The following is an 18,290-nucleotide window of genomic DNA, read 5'->3' as shown; positions in this document are numbered from 1 at the left end:
ACGCGGCGGTCAGGCCTCGACGATGAAGCCGAGCGCGTGGAGGTGCTCGACGAAGGCGGAGACGGCGTCACGGAGGCCGGCGACGTCGGGCCCGACGATCGACTCCATCCGGGAGACGACGTCGTCGGTGGAGCGCTCCGGGAGGGCCCGCCAGATCTCGGCTCCGGACCCCTCGAGCAGGACGACGCGAGCCCGGGGGTCGGTCAGCGACAGGCAGTAGACGCTCTCCGCCGAATCGACGAAGGCGACGTCGCCGCTGTACTGCCACACGCTGCGGATCCTATCGAGTTCCGTGCCGGGGCACGGGGCTGCGCTCCACCGCGGATCCGCGGCTCAGAGCCACGTGATGTCGGCGCCGGTGTCCGAGAGCCAGGTGTCGTAGTACTTGCGGAGCTTGCCGATGCTGTTGTCCTTCACGACCACCCGGCGCCCGATCTGCAGGCCGATCAGCATCGCGTGCAGGCGGTCGGTGACCACGGTCTCGCCCCGCGAGAGGATCTCGACACCGCGCTGGAGGCGCCGCGCGGACCGCCCCGACCAGAGTGCGGGCGTCGTCGGGATGACCGACCGCAGGGCGGGGAGCTCCTTCGTCCGGTGCGTCAGCCAGGCCGTCGCCCGGTCGAGGGGGAGATCCTTCGGCCAGTCGACGCCGTCGCCGAACGAGCCGGTCGCCTCGGGATCGCGGCGCACGAGGCGGATCTCTCGAGCCACGGGATCGGGTGCGGGGAGGAGGCCCAGGTGGTGGACCGCGTCCGGGGACAGGACCAGGTGCTCGACATCGTTCTCGAGGGCCGCGTACGACTCGTGGTCCCGGACGGCGATGCGGAGATTCGACCGGACGGCCATCCTCCGGCGGAACTCCTCGCGGTCGGCGTCCGACCGCCAGTGCACGGACTGGGGGCCCTGCAGCAGCAGGGTCGAGGCGGGCAGGCGCTCCGCGAGCGCGTGACGGTGAGCGCTGTGCACTGGGTAGAGGCCGCCGAAGTTGCCGCCGCCGTTGATGAACACCGGATCGGCCGCGTCGTAGACCCGGCGGGGCATCGTGTGGAAGCTCGAGACGCCGCGGACCCGGATGCCGGCCTCCTCCCAGAACCGGAACTGGCCGGCTGCGATCGCGGCGTCGCCGATGTTCGCGTGATCCGGGAAGTCGGTCGCCTCGACGCTCTGCACCCCGTCGTGGAGTCGGCGGAACGCCTCTCCGGCACGCTGCTTCATGATCTCGATGTAGCCCATAGGGAGTTCCTCTCGTGCCGACCCGCGGCTCCCGGTCGATCGGGAGCGTGCAGGTGGTCGGTGCGTCCGCGTCGTGGCGATCGGCAGCAGAGCCGGGAACGACGCGAGGTCGACCGGCGGGAAGACGGGGACGTCGCCGTTAGGCTCATCGCATGCCGAGCTCGGACGTCCCTCAGGAGGACACAGTACAGGCGAAGCTGCCGCAGGCCGTCGCGGTGCAGCTCGGTGCGGCACTGGTCCAGTCGCTGGCCGAGACGCTGCAGGTGAGAGCCCTGATCCTCAAGGGCTCGGCGGCCACGATCCACGGGTTCCGACCCGTCCTGCAGTCGAGCGACGTCGACGTGCTGCTCTCGCGGGCGGATGCCGGTCGGCTGATGGGCGCGCTCGAGGGGCGGGGCTGGCGCCGTCGGCGGACCGCCCCGGCCCCGCGGCAGTTCGAACTGCACTCCGAGACGCTGTTCCATCCCGAGTGGCCGTGCGACATCGACATCCACTGGCGCTACCCGGGACTCTTCGCCGAGCCCGAGGTCGTCCTCGACCGGCTCTGGGAGACGTCGATGACCGCGCCGGTCGCCGGGCGCGATGTCCGGATGACGGATGCGACCGGAACCGCGCTGATCCTGGCGGTGCACGCCCTGCGGGACCCGAACCGACCCCGGAGCGAGACGGACCTCGCCGCGGTCGCCACCCGCCTCGAGGACCCGGCCTTCGCGCGGCGCTTCCGGGACGAGGTCGTCCGTCTCCGCGCGCAGTACCCGCTGAGAGCGCTGTTCGCGCGGTCGGGGGAGACGCCGCCCGGACACGACCTGACTCCGGGAGAGCGGGGGAACTGGGACCTCGAGGTGGAGAGCTCGGGGTCCACCACGCTGCACTGGTACGTCGCCTTCGTGAGCGCTCCGCTGCGGCGGAAGCCCCGGCTGGTGCTCTCGCTGGCGAGAGCACTTCTGCTCGCGCTGACGGCCTCTCGGGCGGGGTACCCGAACGGGGGGACGCCGGCGAGCCGCAAGCTCCGCGAGGCGCTGACCGAGATCGGACGGCTGCGCCGGGCACGTGCTCGCGGGGTCGAGTGATCCGCTCCGCTGGCGTACCGCATAGGGGGGCCCTGAGCCTCCACGGGGTGTTTCCGGCGTGCGTTACTGTGACCGAGGGCGGTACAGAAGGCGTCCTCCGGCTCGTGCGGAGCGACCGGCGCACCGCCGCCAGCTTCGCTCGCCGGGTGCCCCTCCGCACAGACAACGAAGGATTTCAGCTTGGTCTTCTCCGCGCGTCGAGCCCCCGGGCGAGCACGTTCCGCCGGCCGCCCCGCGGTCGTGCACATCGCGGAGAGCTTCGGCGGAGGTGTCGCCGCCGCGATCCACGACTACGTGCGGAACCTGCCGGACGCTGAGCACCACCTCCTCTACTGCCCCCGTGAGGACGCACCGCTCGCCCCCTCCGACCTCGAGGGCTTCGCCGGCGTCACCGCGCTACCGTCGGGATTCCGCCAGCGCCTGAAGGCGATCCGCCGGGACGTCGAGCTGATCGATCCCGAGGTCGTCCACGCCCACTCGAGCTTCGGCGGGGCATACGCGCGTCTGGCACTCCGCTCCTCCGCTTCGCGGCCGATCGTGTACACGCCGCACTGCTACTCGTTCGAGCGGGGCGATCTGAGTGCCTCGAGGCGCACGGCGTACTGGTTCATCGAGCGCGTGCTCTCGTTCAACACGGCGGTCTACGCGGGATGCTCCTCCCGCGAGGTGCGGCTGTCCCACTGGCGGGGCAGTGCTGCCGCCGCAGAGCTGCTGCCGAACGTGCCCCCGCACGACCTGCCGGCCCGGCGCGCACCCCGGTCGTCGGACGGCCCGCTGCGCGTCGTCGCCGCCGGACGTTTCGGGCCGCAGAAGGACCCGGCGTTCTTCGCCGCGGCGATCCAGCAGCTGAAGGACGACGGCCGTGAGGTCGACGCCGTCTGGATCGGCGGCGGCGACGGACCGTACGCCGACCTCCTCGTCGCCGCCGGCGTCAGGATCACCGGCTGGCTCGGCCGCGAGGGTGCCCTGCGCGAGCTCGCCGAGGCGGACGTCTACGTGCACGTCGCGAAGTGGGAGGGCTTCCCGATCGCCCTGCTCGAGTCGGACGCGCTCGGCATCCCCACCGTCGTCCGCGACATCCCGGCCTTCGAGGACGTCGACGTCCCCCTGCGGATCGCCGAACCGCGAGAGCTCTCCCAGCTGTGGGACCAGCTCCTCGACGCCTCGTTCCGGACCGACCTCGTCCGGAGGCTCGACGCGGTGCTGGCGGGGTATGTCGACGAGCGTCAGCAGGACGCCCTCCGCCGCGTCTACGGAATAGCCGCACTGAGCCGAGAGGGAGAAGCCGCGTGACACGAGTGCTCGTCTCCGCCCGCGTCCTCGACAAGCAGGTCGGCGGCAACACGCGCTACGCGCGGACCATCTACTCGGGCCTGGCCCGGCACGGCGTCGAGCACGCGCTCGGCCGGCCACCGCTGGCCACAGGCCGGGCGCGGAGCGCGGTCTACGCCGGCTGGGAGGGCGTCGTCTGGCCGCTCGCCCCCGGCAGGGGAGTCGACGTGCTGCACTTCCCCGCGGACACGGGGGCGGTCGTCCCGGGCCGCGTGCCCATCGTCTCGACGGTGCACGGTCTGGCGACACTCCACATGGAGGGAGTGCGCTCGCCTCGCGCCGACCGGCTCTGGCGGGCCCGGGTCAGCCGACTGGTGGAGGTGAGCGACGAGATCATCACCATCTCGAACTCGTCCGCTCGCGACATCGACACGATCGTGCCCGGTGCGATGTCGAAGATCACCGTGATCCCGCACGGCATCGACCACCGGACCTTCACGCCGATCGCCGGTGCCTCCGACGAGGCGGAGCGCGCCCGCCTCGACCTCGACGGGCCGTACTTCCTCTATCTCGGCAACATCGACCCGCGGAAGAACGTGATCGAGCTGTGCCGTGCGGCCGAGCAGGTCTTCGATCGCACCGGCATCCCGCTTCTCGTCTCCGGTGCACCGGCGTGGGAGAGCGAGTCGATCATGCAGGTCGTCGAGAGCACCCGCGGGGTCCGCTACCTCGGGCGGGTCTCCGACGAGGCGCTGGTGCCGCTGCTCCGCGGAGCCCTCGCGTTCGTCTTCCCCTCGAAGTACGAGGGCTTCGGCTTCCCGGTCGCCGAGGCGATGGCCTGCGGGACCCCGGTGATCTGCTCGGACCGGGGCTCGCTCGGCGAGGTCGCCGGGGACGCCGCGCTGCTCGTGCAGGGGCTCGACGCCGACTCGATCGCGTTGGAGATGCTGCGGCTCGCCGAGGACGAGCAGCTCCGCGCCGAGCTGAGGGAGCGGGGACTGGTGAACGTTCAGCGCTTCGTCTGGGAGACCTCGATCGCCGAGCACGCCCGCGTCCTGACGAGGGCGGCGGCCGCTCGATGAAGGTCACTCTCATCCACGCCTACAGCACGACGAACTCCGGCGACGGCCTCCTCGTCGACGAGGCCGCCGAGATCGTCCGCGAGGCGCATCCGGAGGCGGTCCTCACCCTGGTGGCGATCGATCCCGACAGCTTCGAGGCCTCCCGCTTCGCCGCGGTGATCCACCCCCTGACCGGTCGGAGCGGCGGGATCGGCAGCCTGGAGACCCTGGCCAGAGGGACCGTCGCGCTCCTGCTCGGACGCAGGTCCGAGGGCTACCGCCGTGCGGTCGAGGACGCCGACCTGGTCGTCGCGGTCGGCGGCGGCTACCTCCGCGGCAAGGCACCCGTCGAGGCGCTCAAGATGGTGCTCGCCCATGTCGCGCAGATGCCGGTGGGCTCGGACACGGTCCCGTTCGTCTACCTGCCGCAGAGCATCGGCCCGCTGAAGGTCGGCACGCTGCCGATCGTCTCGCGTCGCCTGCGGAAGGCGGCGGCCGTCGTCGTGCGGGACGACCGCTCCGTCGAGGAGCTCTCCGCCCTCGGAAACGTGCACCGCGCCCCGGACATGGCGCTCCTCGGGCTCCCCGCGGAGTGGGACCCGGAGTCGACGGTCCCGGCCGGCCGCGGCGGCCCGATCGGCCTGGTCGCGCGCGAGCTGACGTCGAGCCGCGCGCGGGTGAGGCGGTACCGCGAGCGGATCGACGCCCTCGCCGCGGCGGAGGGTGTCGAGCTTCTCGCTCAGGCCACGGCGCGGGGCAACAACGATCCCGAGTTCTACGAGTCGCTCGGGCACCGCGGACCGTTCCGCACGCTCCGCGACGTGGTCGCTCCCGGAGCCGTCTCGCGCCCCGACGTGGTCGTGTCCGTCCGTCTGCACGGCTCGATCCAGACGATCAGGAGCGGCGTGCCGAGCGTGCACCTCAGCTACGAGCGCAAGGGCTTCGGCGCCTATGCGGACCTCGGGATCGACGAGTTCGTCCACAACGTGTTCGACTTCGACCCCGCCGTGGTGATGGCGCAGGTCGCGAGTCTCCGCGAGGACCCGTCGGCGTACTGGGCCGCCGTCGAGGCGTCCGTCTCGCGGCTGAGCGCGCACCGGTCCGAGCTCGTCGATCTGCTCCGCGCTCCGGAGCGCTCTCTGCTCCGTGCTCCCGGTCGCTGAGCCGGATCAGCAGGCTCCCCGCAGCAGCTCCTTCGTGGTCGCGATCAGCTGGTAGAGGTACGCGTAGGACCAGTCGCTCGGGCTCGAGGGTGAGCTCGCGGAGATCGCGGCGACGTCGAGCGTCGTGCACTGCTCCATCACCCGCCGTGCGCGGCTGACGTGGGGGAGGGAGGTGACGAACGCCACCCGGTGCCAGCTCTCCTCCGAGGCCAGCGCCTGCACCGCTGACGCCTCCCCGGCCGTCGTGAACGGCACGGCGGCGAAGCAGAGGATCCGGACCGGATCGGTCGTGCCGCAGCGCTCGTCGACGAAGCGGTCCTCGCGCACCGAGGACGAGATGACGACGGTGAGGGTCGGCGCCTCGTCCGCGGCGCGCAGGGCGAGGGCGATCCGCGCCGGCTCCGCGGGACCGAGGACGACGACGGCGTCGGACTGCTCGACCGCGGCCATGCTCTGCTGGAGGGGGAGCACCAGGAACGGGATGCCGATCAGCGCGACGGCGGACGCCGCGGCGGCGGCCGTCCCGACCAGCACCAGCTGCGTCCGCCCGAGCCGTGCGGCGAGGGTGCCTCCCCGTGGCCGCCGTGGCGCGGAGAGCCTCGCGGAGTCGTCGCGTCGCCGCAGGAAGAGGAGGGGGACCGAGCCGAGCACGTGGCCGGCTACGATGCCGGCGGCGGCGGTCGGAGCGCCCCAGAGTGGCTTGCCGAAGGCGATCGAGAGCGAGAGGCCGAGCCCCCAGATCGCGATCGCCGACAGAGCGATGAGGAGAGGCCTGAGCCGTCGGGGCAGCAGCAGAGGGATCGGCGCGCAGAGGAGAGCGAGACCCGTCGTCTGCAGCACGTAGGGGTGGAACAGCTCACCCGACAGGAATGGCAGCACCCCCGCTCCCAGTGCGCGGAACTGGATGATCCGGCCGATGTCGAGCGGGTCGAGCAGCACCATCACGGCGACGACGACGGCGAGGTGGACGAGCAGCGACCGGGAGCGCAGCGTCATGTCGGCGTCGCCGGGGCGGCGGGGGTCGAGGCCCTGCCGCGGATCAGCTCGCAGCCGCCGAGTACTTCGCCTCGGTCGCCGCCTTCTGCGGACGCCACCAGTCCTCGTTCTCGCGGTACCACTGCACCGTCGCGGCGAGGCCCGACTCGAAGTCTGTGTAGCGCGGCTCCCAGCCCAGCTCCGTGCGCAGGCGCGTGGAGTCGATCGCGTACCGGAGGTCGTGGCCGGGTCGGTCGGTGACGTGGTCGAAGGCGTCGGCGGCCTGGCCGAACTCCTCCAGGATCAGCCCGATCACCTCGAGGTTGTTCTTCTCGCCGTCCGCGCCGATGAGGTACGTCTCGCCGAGCGCCCCGCGCTCGATGATCGCCCAGACGCCGCTGTTGTGGTCGTCGACGTGGATCCAGTCGCGGACGTTCTCGCCGGCACCGTAGAGCTTGGGCCGCACGCCGTCGATGACGTTCGTGATCTGCCGGGGGATGAACTTCTCGACGTGCTGGTACGGCCCGTAGTTGTTCGAGCAGTTCGAGATCGTCGCCTTCACGCCGAAGGAGCGGACCCATGCGCGCACGAGCAGGTCGCTGCCGGCCTTCGTCGAGGAGTACGGGCTGGAGGGGTTGTACGGCGTCTGCTCGGTGAACTTCGCCGGGTCGTCGAGCTCGAGGTCGCCGTAGACCTCGTCGGTCGAGATGTGGTGGTAGCGGACGTCGTGCTTCCGCACGGCCTGCAGCAGCGTGAAGGTGCCGATGATGTTGGTCTCGAGGAACGGCGTCGGATCGTTCAGCGAGTTGTCGTTGTGCGACTCCGCGGCGAAGTGCACGACCAGGTCGGTGTCGGCGACCAGCCGGTCGACCAGCTCGGCGTCGGCGATGTCGCCCTCGACGAACGTGATCCGGTCGGCGACCGGGGCGAGGGAGGCGCGGTTGCCCGCATAGGTGAGCTTGTCCAGCACGGTGATCCGCGCGTCGGGTCGCTCGCGGAGGGTCAGGTGGACGAAGTTGCTGCCGATGAAGCCGGCTCCGCCGGTGACGAGGATTCGCACGAGTGCTCCTGCTGTGAGTGGGAGGGACGGGGGCCGGGGCTTCCAGCAGGGACGTTACCGCACCACGAGCGGACGCCCGGACGGCACCGCGGCGCCCACCGGCCGGGAGAGGTCCACCCGGCGCGGGCGACGTCCCGCGCACGCGGACCCGCGATGCCGCGCCCCGGGGCCGTTCTCCGGCCGACGGCTCCTACGGTTCTCTGCGGCGCGGATCCGCGTCCCGGAGAACGGAGGAGGGCAGCCACCATGCGACCCACCGTCGTCCTCCCGCTCGCCGCCGCCGTCGGCCTGGTCCACGCTCTGGTGGACGACCTCGCCCGCGGCGCGGGGATCCGCACCCTGTTCCTCAAGGGCCCGATCGCCGACGCGCACCGGATCCGCCGTCCCCATCCCTCCAGCGACGCGGACGTCCTGGTCGCCCCGGGCGACGCGGACCGCCTCCTCACCCTGCTCGGCGAGCGCGGCTGGTCGGTCCGGCCGGGATCCGCCGCGCACCGGGCGTTCGTGACCCACTCGATCACCCTCCTCCACCCCTCCTGGCCCTGCGACATCGACGTGCACACCAGCTGGCCCGGCTTCTTCGTCGATCCGCAGCTCGCCTTCGAGGTGCTCTGGCGGACCCGCTGCGAGATCGTCGTCGCCGGCGTTCCGGTGCGGGCGATCGGCTTCGACACGTCCGTCGTGGTCTCCGCCCTGCACAGCCTGCGCTCGCCGTATCAGCAGCGCAGCGAGGAGGAGTTCGAGGAGCTCGTCGCCGTGGTGGCGGCACAGGGCCGGGAGGAGTCGGTGGTCGCTCGAGCCGCGGAGCTCGGCTGCCTGGAGCCGATCGCCCCCTTCCTCGCCCGGATCGGCAGGACCGTCGCACTGCCCGCCCGGCCGAGTCGCCAGTACGCGCTCTGGCGGCTGCGCACGCGCCGGCCGAGCAGGACGGCCGACTGGCTGCTGGCGATCGTCCAGGCGCCGACACTCGCGGAGCGTCTCGTCGTGCTCCGGCGAGCGCTCCACCCCACCGGCCGGGACCTCGTGATCGACCACCCGCTGCTCCCGCCGACCGCCTCCGCCCGCCTGGCGATGCGTGCCCGGCGCTTCGTCGCCGCGACGCGTGCGCTCCTGCCCGCGATCCAGGATCTCGTGGCCGTGCGCCGCGCCTCTCCGATGGGAGCCGACCCGATCGCTGCATCGCGACTCGCACCCGGGAGGACCGCTCCCGTCGGCGGAGCTGCCGCGCCGGCGCCCGTCACCGAGCGGACGGCTCCGTCGGCCGGGCCGGTCGTCGACGGCGCGCGGACGTCCTGCGGGCAGTCCGCGACGGGGGCCCGCGTGGCGGCGATGGCGACGCCGCACGGCCTCTACCTCCTGCCCCTCGGTGCCTCCGCGAGCGCGCAGCCGGTCGTGCTGCAGGGGTCGGCTCGGCTGCTCTGGGAGCGGTTCTCCGCTCAGGACGCGCGCTCGCGAGCAGGGGCCGCCGCTGTCGTCCACACCGCGGACGACCTCGGCGACGTGCTCGCCGACGGCCGGCGCGCGGAGATCGAGCAGCTCCTCGACGAGCTCGTCGAGCTCGGCCTCCTGGCGGCCTGACCCGGGCCCGGCGACCCGACCGTGAGACCCGGCGACCCGGCCCGGGGAGCCGACCGCCCGCCGCGGGAGATCGACGGCCCGACCCGGAGGTCTGGCGACGACTCAGCGCACGGAGAGGAAGCGCCCCCGGCTGCCCGCGACGACGCCCCGGAGGATCGTGCCGGCCGTCGCCACCCGGCCCCATCGCAGGCCCCGGGCCGCCAGTGCGGCGCAGTAGAGCCCGCGGTTCAGCGCGAAGACGGTGCTGCCGCGGCGCCCCTCCGTCCGGGCCAGCTCGAGGTCGAGGGCGGTCCGGTTCCGGACGGCGAGGTAGAGCTCTCGGGAGTTCGAGGAGTGCAGGAGCACGTCGGTCGCCGACGCGCGCTCGGCCGCGCTCCGGCACCGGTCGAGATCGTCGATCCGGCTGAGGGGATGCAGGTTGAGGGTGAAGCCGGCCCGCGTGATCCGCCGCGTCCAGTCCCGGTCGTCACCCCGGAGCACGAACTCCTGACGCGGCGGCTCCACCTCCACGAGCGCGGCCCGGGAGACCAGCAGGCCGCCGTAGGGCGCGATCGGAACCACGATCGGCTCCTGCGGGCGCGCCCCGCAGCGGCCTCCGGCTCCGCGCTTCAGCAGCCGGCGCACGTCGGTGTCCAGGAACCGGCCGGGGCTCGGGAACACCTCGGCGGCGGGTCGACCCGTGACGAGCTGGGACTGGTAGAAGTCGATCTCGCGCAGACTCGCGTGGCAGGCCCTCGGATCGAGCGCCAGGGGAGAGGCCAGCAGCACGGCGAGTGCGTCCGGCCGCGGCGCGGTGTCGTCCTCGAGGAGCCAGGCGTAGTCCAGCTCCTGCGTCCGGCAGTGCTCGATCGCGGCGCGGAAGCCGCCGGCGGTGCCGAGGTCGTTCGGAAAGACCGTGGCGCTCACTCGGGCGTCGAGGCCCGCCGGGAGCAGTCCGCGCAGCACGCGCTCCTGGCCGCCGTTGCCGCTGAAGACGACGTGCACCGAGTCGGCGCCGGCCTGCAGCGCCGCCTCGACGACGCGGGCGAGTGTCGCCGTGCGCTTTCCGGTGGACACGGTCACGGCGATGACCCGGGGTTCGGTGCCGTCGAGGCGTCGGAGCATGGCGGTGGTCTCTTCTTCGGTGGGGGCGGGAGCGAGAGGCGGGCGCCGAGCGGCGCCGCCTCGAGCGAGGAGGACAGGAACAGCACCGTACACGAGAAAATGAGGTGTGCTCGCTATTGCGAGAGATTCTCTCAGTTCCGCCCGTGCCGCGCACCGCAGCCCGCCCGATCGCCCATGACCCGTGCCCCTTCTTCGGCGAGGACGACGTCGAGCACCCGCTCCGCGTAGGTAGTCCAGTCGGTGATCGACGTCGCCGCGGTGCGCGCCGACTCCGCGATCGCCAGCCGGGTCGCGCGATCGAGCGGCTGCACCCTGCTGAGCGCTTCCCGGAGCGCCAGGACGTCTCCCGCGGGCAGGACCGTGCTGTGCCGCGGGTCGAGAAGGGCGGAGGCACCGTTGGCGTCGGTCGTGATCACCGGGAGGCCGGAGGCCGCGGCTTCGGCGACGACCAGGGAGCAGGCGTCCTCCAGTGTCGGGAGGACGAAGGCGTCGGCGGCCCGGAACTCCCGCGCGAGCTCGTCCGCGGAGAGCGGGCCGGTGACGATCACGTTCGGCGGCGCACCGCGGAGCAGGCGCCGATCGAAGACTCCGCCGGCCAGGACGAGGTCGACCGGCAGCCCTCGAACGGCGTCGAGGAGCTGGGGGATCCCCTTGCGATGCGAGAGGTGGGCCGCGCAGACGACTCGTCGCCGCTCGGGGTCGCGATCGACGGACGGTCCGTCCGGGGTGAAGCCGGTGAGGCTCACGCCGTAGGGGATCTGCGCGATCTTCGCGCGATCGACGCCGTACCGGGCCATCTGCTCCGAGACGATCGCCGAGGGGGTGAGGACGATGTCGGCGAGCCGCAGCTCCTTCTCGATCCGGCGCACCAGGCGGCCGGGGTAGCGCTCGTCCCAGGTCCGGCTGCGGGAGAAGTGCCGGAGGAGCTCGCCGTTGTGCGCGCGCGGATGGGCGTCGACGGCGTGGAAGACCCGCCGAGCGCCGGGGTGGGCGCGGAAGAGCGCGAGGCAGGCGCCCGGGAAGCCGAGCACGACCGCGCCCTCGGGGAGCTCGACAGCCGCCGCCGCCCGGTCGAAGAGGATCTTGGAGAGGTAGGACGCCCGCAGCGCGAGACCGGGACAGGGCAGCCGGAGACCCGCGCGGAGCACCGTCTCGGCCAGATGCGACACCCGCTCGACCCGGTGGGGACGGGACGTGGCGTAGCCGTCCCGGAGGACGCGCATCCGCCGCCCGAAGGTCGTGCGGGCTGCAGCGGAGGGGAGGGGGATCGACGCGGCGAGAGCGACGAGCCTCGTGCGCGGAAGGATCTCCGCGGCCAGAGCCCCGCGCGACGCCGCGCCGGCGATCAGGGCCCTGGCCGCCCCCTCGGAGTACGGGCTCGCGACGACGAGTGCACGTCTCGGCGGCGTCATCGCAGCATCGCCCGGAGCTCCTCGCCGATGCGGCGCACGAACTCGCTCCGGGAGAACGCCGCCGTGGAGTGTTCGTGCGCGGCCCGTCCGAACGATTCGACGGTGGCGCGATCCAGGCCCTCGACGGCCGCGACCCACTCCTCCACCACGCCGGGAGCGAGCGTGAGCCCGGTGACGCCGTCCAGGACGATCTCCGGCAGCCCGCCGGAGCGGCTGACGAGGGCTGCTCGTCCGGCTGCGGCGGCCTCCAGGGCGATCGTCGGCAGGGGATCGGGCGACGTGCTGGGCACGACGACGACGTGAGCGGCGTCCAGCACTCGCCGCACGTCCTCGCACTCGCCGCGCACCTCGACGGACTCGCCGTTCCGCATGCCCGCCACGATGCCGGGGACGTCCACTCCGGCCCCGCAGACCGGAGGCCCGCCGAGGACGATCAGCCGCACGTCTCGGCGCTGGAGGCGACTCCACACCCGGAGGAAGTGCTCGTGGCCCTTCCACGCGTTCCACCTGCTCGCCAGGACGAAGACGAGTTCGTCTCCCTGCGGGAGCGGGACCGGCGGTGCGCTCTCGAATCCGTTGTGGACGACGGTCGAACGTCTCCGGTTCGAGGCGGTCAGCGTGTCCGCGACCGCTCGGCTCACGACGACGAGGCGGTCCGCCGAGCGGAACAGCAGGCAGAGGACCAGGCGCTCGATCCCTCGACTGTGCTCGTGCAGGTGCAGGAGGGTCGGTGCACCGAGGAGGTGGGCGACGGGCAGCACGAGCGCGAGCGGGGCGGTGTTCACGTAGACGAGCGCCGGATCGAGTTCGCGGATCGCCCGGCCGGTCGCTGCGGTCCGCCGCAGGAAGGAGAGGAGGTGGCGCGGCCGGAGGTAGGCGCGCCGGAGCACGGGCAGCGGCATGCGGCGCACGGTGACACCGCGTTCCTCGAGCAGGCGGGTGAGGGGGCGAGCGGGGTACTCCAGGTCGTCCGGGAGCCAGACTTCGGCCGTCACGTCCTCGGGGACCGCTCGCAGCGCCTCGAGGAGGACCCGGTCGGCGCCGTAGGTCTCGTCGGAGGGATGGAGGAACAGGATCGTTCGCGGACAGGACACCGCGGCCGGAGGGCGGCGACGGCGTCGCCGGCCGACGGACCCGCTCACCGGTTCACCAGCGGGCGGCGGTGGGCGCGCGGACGGGCCGACCGTGCCGTTGCGCCGTCCACCAGCCGGGCGAGGGTCTCCTCGTAGGCGGAGCAGACCGAGCCCCAGGTGTAGTGCTCGCGGGCGCGCTCGCGGGCCGCGTCGCTCGCGGCGCACTGCTCGTCGGGGGAGAGGAGCATCCGCCGCACCGCCGCGGCGATCGACGGAGGGTCCGGTGCGACGAACACGCCGCCCTCCCCGAGCACCTCCCGGTTGTAGACGGTGTCGCGGGCGACCGTCGGAGCGCCGCAGGCCATGGCCTGGACCAGCGCGGGATTGGTGCCGCCGACGCTGTGACCGTGGAAGTAGGCGCCCGCGTGCTGCCAGAGCGAGAAGAGCCGGGCGTCGTCGCGGAGGTGACCGAGGTGGTGGATGCGCTCATGGGATGCCGCCAGGCGAGCGGCCCGCTGATCCAGCGCGCCGCCGCAGCCGGTGGAGCCGACGATGACGACGTCGTGGGTGCGCGCGATCGCGGGAGCGGCGGCGAAGAACTCCTCGACGGTGTTCTCGGGAACGAACCGCGAGACGAGGAGGGCGTACGACCGGTGCCGGAGCCCGGGCTCGACGGGCAGGGCGGGCGGAACGTCGCCGCCGTAGGGCAGGAAGACGCCGTCCCGCTGGAAGTCGGTGCCCCAGCGCCGGGCGATCTCGTGGGAGTCGAACGCGAGCTCGGTGGCGTGCGCCGCGGTCATCCGCGCGCCCCTCCGGAAGACGGACCGCGCGAGAGGCCCCCACTTCTCCCGCTCCCACTCCATGCCGTCGACGTTCACGAGGCTGGGGATGCCGGCTCGCTCGAGCAGGGGGAGGAAGAGGCCGTTCGCGGCGTTCATGACGAGTGCGACGTCGGGAGCGCGTCGCACCGCGTCGCGGGTGGCGCTCAGCCCGTGGCTCAGCGTGCTCAGCGACCGGGAGTCCCAGCCGGAGGTGACGACGGCGCGGACGCGCGGGTCCCGGCCCTCGGCGTCGTCGACGGTCGCTCCGGGGCGCCCGTAGACGGTGACGTCCCAGCCTGCGGCGACGAGGTGGGGGGCGAGCCGGCGGACCGCGGTCTCGAAGCCGCCGTAGTAGCTGGGGTAGCCGCGCGTGCCGATGACGGCGAGGGATTTCGGCATGGCGGGGACGCTATTCGCGCGGGACCGGGCATCGACCCGGAGGGGCGTGTTCGTCGGGGAACTGGCGCGCAGCGCCGCTCGGACCGCGTCAGACGCGCCGGAATCGACGCAGGTGGCGCAGGATGCGTGTCAGCGTCGACCGGCGGCGAAGACCCACATAGGCGCTCGGCGACACGGCGATGAGGGCGAGTGCGGCCGCGACGGCGAGGTGCCCGTCGCGGACGGTGCGGAGGACGTCGCTCGCTCGGACGTCGGCCGAGACCTCCCGCTCGATCGTGCGTCCGGCATCGCCCGCGGACGGGTGCTCGGCGACGTGGTTCAGGGCCGACAGGTGGGCGACCCGCGCCGTGTAGGAGCTGACCGAGGGGTGCGCGGCGAGCAGGGGGAAATCCGCCTCGAGCAGGCGCACGACGTGACGGACGTTCCTCGAGAGGTCCAGGAGGTCGACCTGCAGTCCGTCCGTGATCGCACCGGGGCGGACGGAGTAGACGTAGAGCTCGCGATCGACGAACGAGACCGTGCGCGCACGCGCGAGCAGGACGGCCATCAGCGCCGTGTCCTCGTAGGAGCGGGAGCGGGGGAAGCGGAGGCCGGCGTAGAGCTCGCGCCGGACGAGCTTGTTCCAGAGGAAGGCCCAGAGCCGGAACTCGAAGAGCTCGACCGCGGCGTCGCATCCCGTCCAGAGGCGGCCCCCGGTGTACGGCATCGCTCCGACGGGCAGCCGCTCGCCCGACTCGCCGACGGCGACCAGACCGGTGACGACGACGTCCACCTCGCCGGACATCGCATCGACCATCGCCGCGAGCATGTCCCGATGGACGTGGTCGTCGGAGTCGACGAACCAGACGGCGTCTCCGGAGGCGCGCTCGAGGATCGTGTTCCGCACCTCGGCGAGCCCGAGATTCGACTCGTGCGTCACCACCAGCACCGAGAACGCCGGAGGCGCGTCCGCGATCGACGCGCGGACCTTCACCATCGAGTCGTCGGGGCTCGCGTCGTCGACGATGATCACCTCCACCGTGCATCCGGGCGGCAGCGCGAGCGCCCACAGCGAGGAGAGGCAGCGCTCGACGTACGCGGAGACCCCGTGGACCGGGACCCCGATCGTGACCGAGCAGGGACGCGCCGTGCTCGGGCGGGTCATCGGTGCCCGTTCGAGGCGCTCGCCCCGCCGATCGCCCGGCCGGCGCCCTCGAGCAGCTGCTGGGCGGCCGCGAGCAGGTCCGGTGCCACCGAGTCCGCGGTGAAGGCACCGATCCCGCGCGCAGCGCGAGCGGTGAGGCGCTCCCTGAGCTCGGGCTCGTCGAGCAGTCGTCCGATCGCCTCGCTGAGCGCCGAGCGGTCGTCCCGAGGCACCATCAGCGCATCCACGCCGTCCTCGCAGAAGTCGTCGAAGCCGCTGCCGGTGGTGGCGACGAGCGGGGTTCCCACCGCCTTGACCTCGAGCGCCGCGTTCCCGAACCCCTCCCAGCGCGAGGGACAGGTCACGACGGTGGCGGCCCTGATCGCGGCGAACACCTCGTCACCTCCGACGTGGCCGAGGAACGTGAACCTGTCGCGGTGCTCGACGGCGACCGTGCCGAGGAGCTCCGCCTCCGTCGGCTCGAGGAAGCAGAAGGCACCCGCGAAGACGAAGGAGACGTCAGGACGGGTGCGGGCCAGTGCCTCGAAGGCGTGCATCGCGGTCTCGACGCCCTTGCGCCGCTCGATGCGGCTGAGGAAGAGCACCACGGGACCCGGGCCGGGCGGCCAGCCCTCCGGGAGGTCGCCGGACCGCGCGCTCCGCTGCACCGTCGGCACGTCGATGCAGTTGCGGACGACGACCGAGGGCGGAAGCTCCGGGATCCGCGTCGAGTACCAGTCCCGGACGGCGCGGGAGATCGGGACGAGTCCGAGCGACCGTCTCATCTGGCGCGTCTCGAGGCGTTTCTGGAGCCCGATCAGGAGGCGCGTGCGGAGAGTCCGCCCTTCCGTCGACCGGCCCGCGATCCAGTCCGCGATGCGGTAGCCGGTCGCGAGGTTCGTCACGAGCGGCGCGTGCCGGGGGAGCAGCGCCCCCAGGCCCTCCCACTCCGCGAGGAAGATCACGTCGCAGCGGGAGCGGCGGACGAGGGCGCGCAGGTGGAGCGCCCGTTGCAGGAGCCTGCCGACAGCGGGCCGGCGGCGCAGCCGGACGTACTCGAGGATCCGCACGCCCTCCGGATCGAAGCCGTCGAGGGGCGGATCGCAGGAGAGGACGACGAGGTCGACCTCGACGCCGGCTCTCACCAGCGCCGGCAGGAGCGAGGCGAAGCCGCGCCCGATTCCGCCGGTGTAGGGCGTCAACCCCGCGTACTCCGTGGTGGCGACCAGCCAGCGGCGCGTCGATGTCATCAGCACTCCTCGGTGTCCGCCGGGGGCGGGGTGTCCAGCGGCTCGCGGGACGCTACCAAGACGCTCGCCGCCACTGCGGCGTGCGGCGCGGTCTCCGGGGCTCTTGGCGCGGCGCGGCCGGAACGACTCGGCTCGTCGCCGGTCCGGCTGCTCCGGCGCGCCCGTCCTGCGCTGCTGGTGCAGCGGGGCCCGAGCTGCTCGAGTGGCGCTCGCCGGGGCCGACGCGGCGCGGAGGGACGGGAGGGAGGGCACGCGGCGGTGCCGGTTCCGACCGCGCTTCCGCGATGGTCAGCAGGAGGGCGAGCGCCGGGATGATCAGAGAGGCCGGCGCCGACTCGAGGAGGTTGAAGGCCGACGCCGCCACCAGGTAGGCGACCAGCATCGCGGGGCCGGCCACCGCACCCCGGGCGATCGAGCAGATCAGGACGATCAGGAGGTGAGCCACGAGGAAGGTCGTGCCGATGATCCCGTAGCTGAACACCGTCTGCCACAGGCTGCTCTCGAGGACGTAGTTCCCCCCGCCGTTCTGCGCGAAGACGACCCCCGACAGTCCTCCTCCGGAGCCGAAGACGCCCGACTCCGTCGGCAGCACCTTCAGACCGATCCGGAGGACCAGGTCGCGGACGTCCGCGGACCGTGCGCCCTCCTCCGTCTCGGAGCGGGAGTCGAGGGCCTGAGCGCCCACGGTCGACACGATCACGAGGAGAGGAGCGAACGCGAGGATCAGTCTGACGAGCCGGCTGCCCGTGAGGCGGAAGACGGTCACGCCGCCGGCCATCAGGACGCCGACCGCGATCGCGACCACGGCGCTGCGTGATCCGGAGAGCAGCACTCCGGCGCAGCAGGCCGCGAAGCCGAGGAGGGCACCCGGCCGTCCGCCCTTGAGGAACAGCCCGAACGCGAGGGACCCGACCGAGGCGAAGAAGGTCCCGTTCACCAGGGGGTGCCCGAGCGTCGTCATGATCCGGTACACGCTCCACTTCTGCGTGAGCGGGAACGGAGCGGAGGCGAAGATCTCGGCGTAGAGGTTCGACCGCGTCGTGAACTCGACCGTCCCGACGATCGCCAGGACGACCGACACGAGGAGGAGGGCGGTGGTCAGCGGCCGGAAGACCGAGGGGTCGCTCATCCACAGCGGAAGGGCGATCAGCGCCATGACGACGACGGCCGTCCAGGAGGCGATCGTCTCGATCTGCCCCTGCGGCCGGAGGACGGGGATCACCAGTGAGTAGACCGTGAATGCGATCGGCGCCATCAGCCGGGTCCTGCGGAGCCAGTGCGGTGGCGGAGCTCCGGTCGCGATCGCCAGGAGTGCCGCGAGGACGATGATCGGACTGAGGATCGGGAACGGCGCGGGCAGCGCCAGGTAGTCGAACGGGACGACCGCGTAGAGGACGAGCACGAGCGTCAGGGCGGCGGCCGGCGGGAGCAGGCGGGCGACGATCAGCACGCAGGCCGCCGCAGCGGCGAGCGCCGGGATCCGGAGCTCGCCGGTGACGACCGCCACCACCACGGCGCCGAGCAGGAGGACTGCCAGAGCGGGAAGCCAGACGGCGTTCGAGCGCTGCGCGGGCGCTCCGCCCGGGAGCGGGGCCTCCGGGTGACCGGGCCGCGGCAGTGGCGGCGGTCGTCGTGGAGACCGTGCGAGCGATCGGCGGTGCGAGCCGGCGGGAGGTGGTGTCATGGCGGGTCGCCT

At 72.8% G+C, this 18,290-nt stretch carries 16 protein-coding genes; 5 read left to right on the top strand and 11 right to left on the bottom strand.

Going from position 1 to position 18,290, the window contains the following annotated elements:
* Positions 1 to 9 precede the first annotated feature (9 nt).
* A complete protein-coding gene (locus tag MT353_RS01260) occupies positions 10 to 270 on the bottom strand; it encodes a PqqD family protein (protein ID WP_159423170.1) in 261 nt (86 codons plus the stop codon).
* Positions 271 to 333: 63 nt separating this feature from the next.
* On the bottom strand, positions 334 to 1,233 hold the full coding sequence (locus MT353_RS01255; protein WP_243623422.1) for a polysaccharide pyruvyl transferase family protein: 900 nt from the start codon (positions 1,231 to 1,233) through the stop codon (positions 334 to 336).
* Positions 1,234 to 1,385: 152 nt separating this feature from the next.
* On the opposite strand from MT353_RS01255, the gene MT353_RS01250 reads away from it, so the two are divergent.
* The 4 genes from MT353_RS01250 to MT353_RS01235 all read left to right on the top strand — a co-directional run bounded on the left by MT353_RS01250 (position 1,386) and on the right by MT353_RS01235 (position 5,799).
* The gene (locus MT353_RS01250) at positions 1,386 to 2,303 is read left to right on the top strand and encodes a nucleotidyltransferase family protein (protein WP_243586502.1); all 918 of its coding nucleotides are present in this window, start codon (positions 1,386 to 1,388) and stop codon (positions 2,301 to 2,303) included.
* A 180-nt stretch (positions 2,304 to 2,483) separates the two neighbouring features.
* Positions 2,484 to 3,596, top strand: coding sequence for a glycosyltransferase (locus MT353_RS01245; protein WP_243586503.1), 1,113 nt, complete (start codon positions 2,484 to 2,486; stop codon positions 3,594 to 3,596).
* Positions 3,593 to 4,657 carry a glycosyltransferase family 1 protein gene (locus MT353_RS01240; RefSeq protein WP_243623421.1) on the top strand — a complete coding sequence of 355 codons (1,065 nt, stop codon included), beginning with the start codon at positions 3,593 to 3,595 and terminating at the stop codon, positions 4,655 to 4,657. The genes MT353_RS01245 and MT353_RS01240 overlap by 4 nt, the downstream gene beginning before the upstream one ends.
* Positions 4,654 to 5,799, top strand: coding sequence for a polysaccharide pyruvyl transferase family protein (locus MT353_RS01235; RefSeq protein ID WP_243623420.1), 1,146 nt, complete (start codon positions 4,654 to 4,656; stop codon positions 5,797 to 5,799). Before MT353_RS01240 ends, MT353_RS01235 begins: the two co-directional genes overlap by 4 nt.
* 6 nt (positions 5,800 to 5,805) lie before the next feature.
* On the opposite strand, the gene MT353_RS01230 is transcribed toward MT353_RS01235, so the two are convergent.
* Together MT353_RS01230 and rfbB are read right to left on the bottom strand one after the other, a co-directional pair.
* A complete protein-coding gene (locus MT353_RS01230) occupies positions 5,806 to 6,795 on the bottom strand; it encodes an ElyC/SanA/YdcF family protein (RefSeq protein ID WP_243623419.1) in 990 nt (329 codons plus the stop codon).
* A gap of 43 nt (positions 6,796 to 6,838) precedes the next feature.
* The gene (gene rfbB, locus MT353_RS01225; protein WP_243623418.1) at positions 6,839 to 7,834 is read right to left on the bottom strand and encodes a dTDP-glucose 4,6-dehydratase; all 996 of its coding nucleotides are present in this window, start codon (positions 7,832 to 7,834) and stop codon (positions 6,839 to 6,841) included.
* Between the two features lie 246 nt (positions 7,835 to 8,080).
* Between rfbB and MT353_RS01220 the strand changes: the two genes are divergently transcribed.
* The gene (locus tag MT353_RS01220) at positions 8,081 to 9,412 is read left to right on the top strand and encodes a nucleotidyltransferase family protein (RefSeq protein ID WP_243623417.1); all 1,332 of its coding nucleotides are present in this window, start codon (positions 8,081 to 8,083) and stop codon (positions 9,410 to 9,412) included.
* A gap of 102 nt (positions 9,413 to 9,514) precedes the next feature.
* Here the strand turns inward: MT353_RS01220 and MT353_RS01215 are convergent, their stop codons facing one another.
* The 7 genes from MT353_RS01215 to MT353_RS01185 all read right to left on the bottom strand — a co-directional run bounded on the left by MT353_RS01215 (position 9,515) and on the right by MT353_RS01185 (position 18,278).
* Entirely contained in the window at positions 9,515 to 10,516 is a 1,002-nt protein-coding gene (locus MT353_RS01215) for a glycosyltransferase (protein ID WP_243623416.1), read from the bottom strand.
* Between the two features lie 131 nt (positions 10,517 to 10,647).
* Complete coding sequence (locus MT353_RS01210) at positions 10,648 to 11,928, bottom strand: glycosyltransferase family 4 protein (protein WP_243623415.1); 1,281 nt, start codon at positions 11,926 to 11,928, stop codon at positions 10,648 to 10,650.
* Positions 11,925 to 13,022: a glycosyltransferase family 4 protein gene (locus tag MT353_RS01205; RefSeq protein ID WP_243623414.1), complete on the bottom strand. Its 1,098-nt coding sequence runs from the start codon at positions 13,020 to 13,022 to the stop codon at positions 11,925 to 11,927. Before MT353_RS01205 ends, MT353_RS01210 begins: the two co-directional genes overlap by 4 nt.
* 44 nt (positions 13,023 to 13,066) lie before the next feature.
* Positions 13,067 to 14,221: a glycosyltransferase gene (locus MT353_RS01200; RefSeq protein ID WP_243623413.1), complete on the bottom strand. Its 1,155-nt coding sequence runs from the start codon at positions 14,219 to 14,221 to the stop codon at positions 13,067 to 13,069.
* 88 nt (positions 14,222 to 14,309) lie between these two features.
* Positions 14,310 to 15,365, bottom strand: coding sequence for a glycosyltransferase family 2 protein (locus MT353_RS01195; RefSeq protein ID WP_243623412.1), 1,056 nt, complete (start codon positions 15,363 to 15,365; stop codon positions 14,310 to 14,312).
* Complete coding sequence (locus tag MT353_RS01190) at positions 15,362 to 16,594, bottom strand: glycosyltransferase family 4 protein (RefSeq protein ID WP_243623411.1); 1,233 nt, start codon at positions 16,592 to 16,594, stop codon at positions 15,362 to 15,364. The genes MT353_RS01195 and MT353_RS01190 overlap by 4 nt, the downstream gene beginning before the upstream one ends.
* Before the next feature lie 52 nt (positions 16,595 to 16,646).
* Positions 16,647 to 18,278 carry an O-antigen ligase gene (locus tag MT353_RS01185; RefSeq protein ID WP_243623410.1) on the bottom strand — a complete coding sequence of 544 codons (1,632 nt, stop codon included), beginning with the start codon at positions 18,276 to 18,278 and terminating at the stop codon, positions 16,647 to 16,649.
* Positions 18,279 to 18,290 lie beyond the last annotated feature (12 nt).

Origin of the sequence: Rathayibacter sp. VKM Ac-2927 (assembly GCF_022815525.1) — a bacterium.
In the GTDB taxonomy this organism is placed as follows: Bacteria; Actinomycetota; Actinomycetes; order Actinomycetales; family Microbacteriaceae; genus Rathayibacter; species Rathayibacter festucae.
The sequence above is the reverse complement of the archived record's forward strand: the minus strand, read 5'-3'. Positions and strand labels throughout refer to the sequence as shown.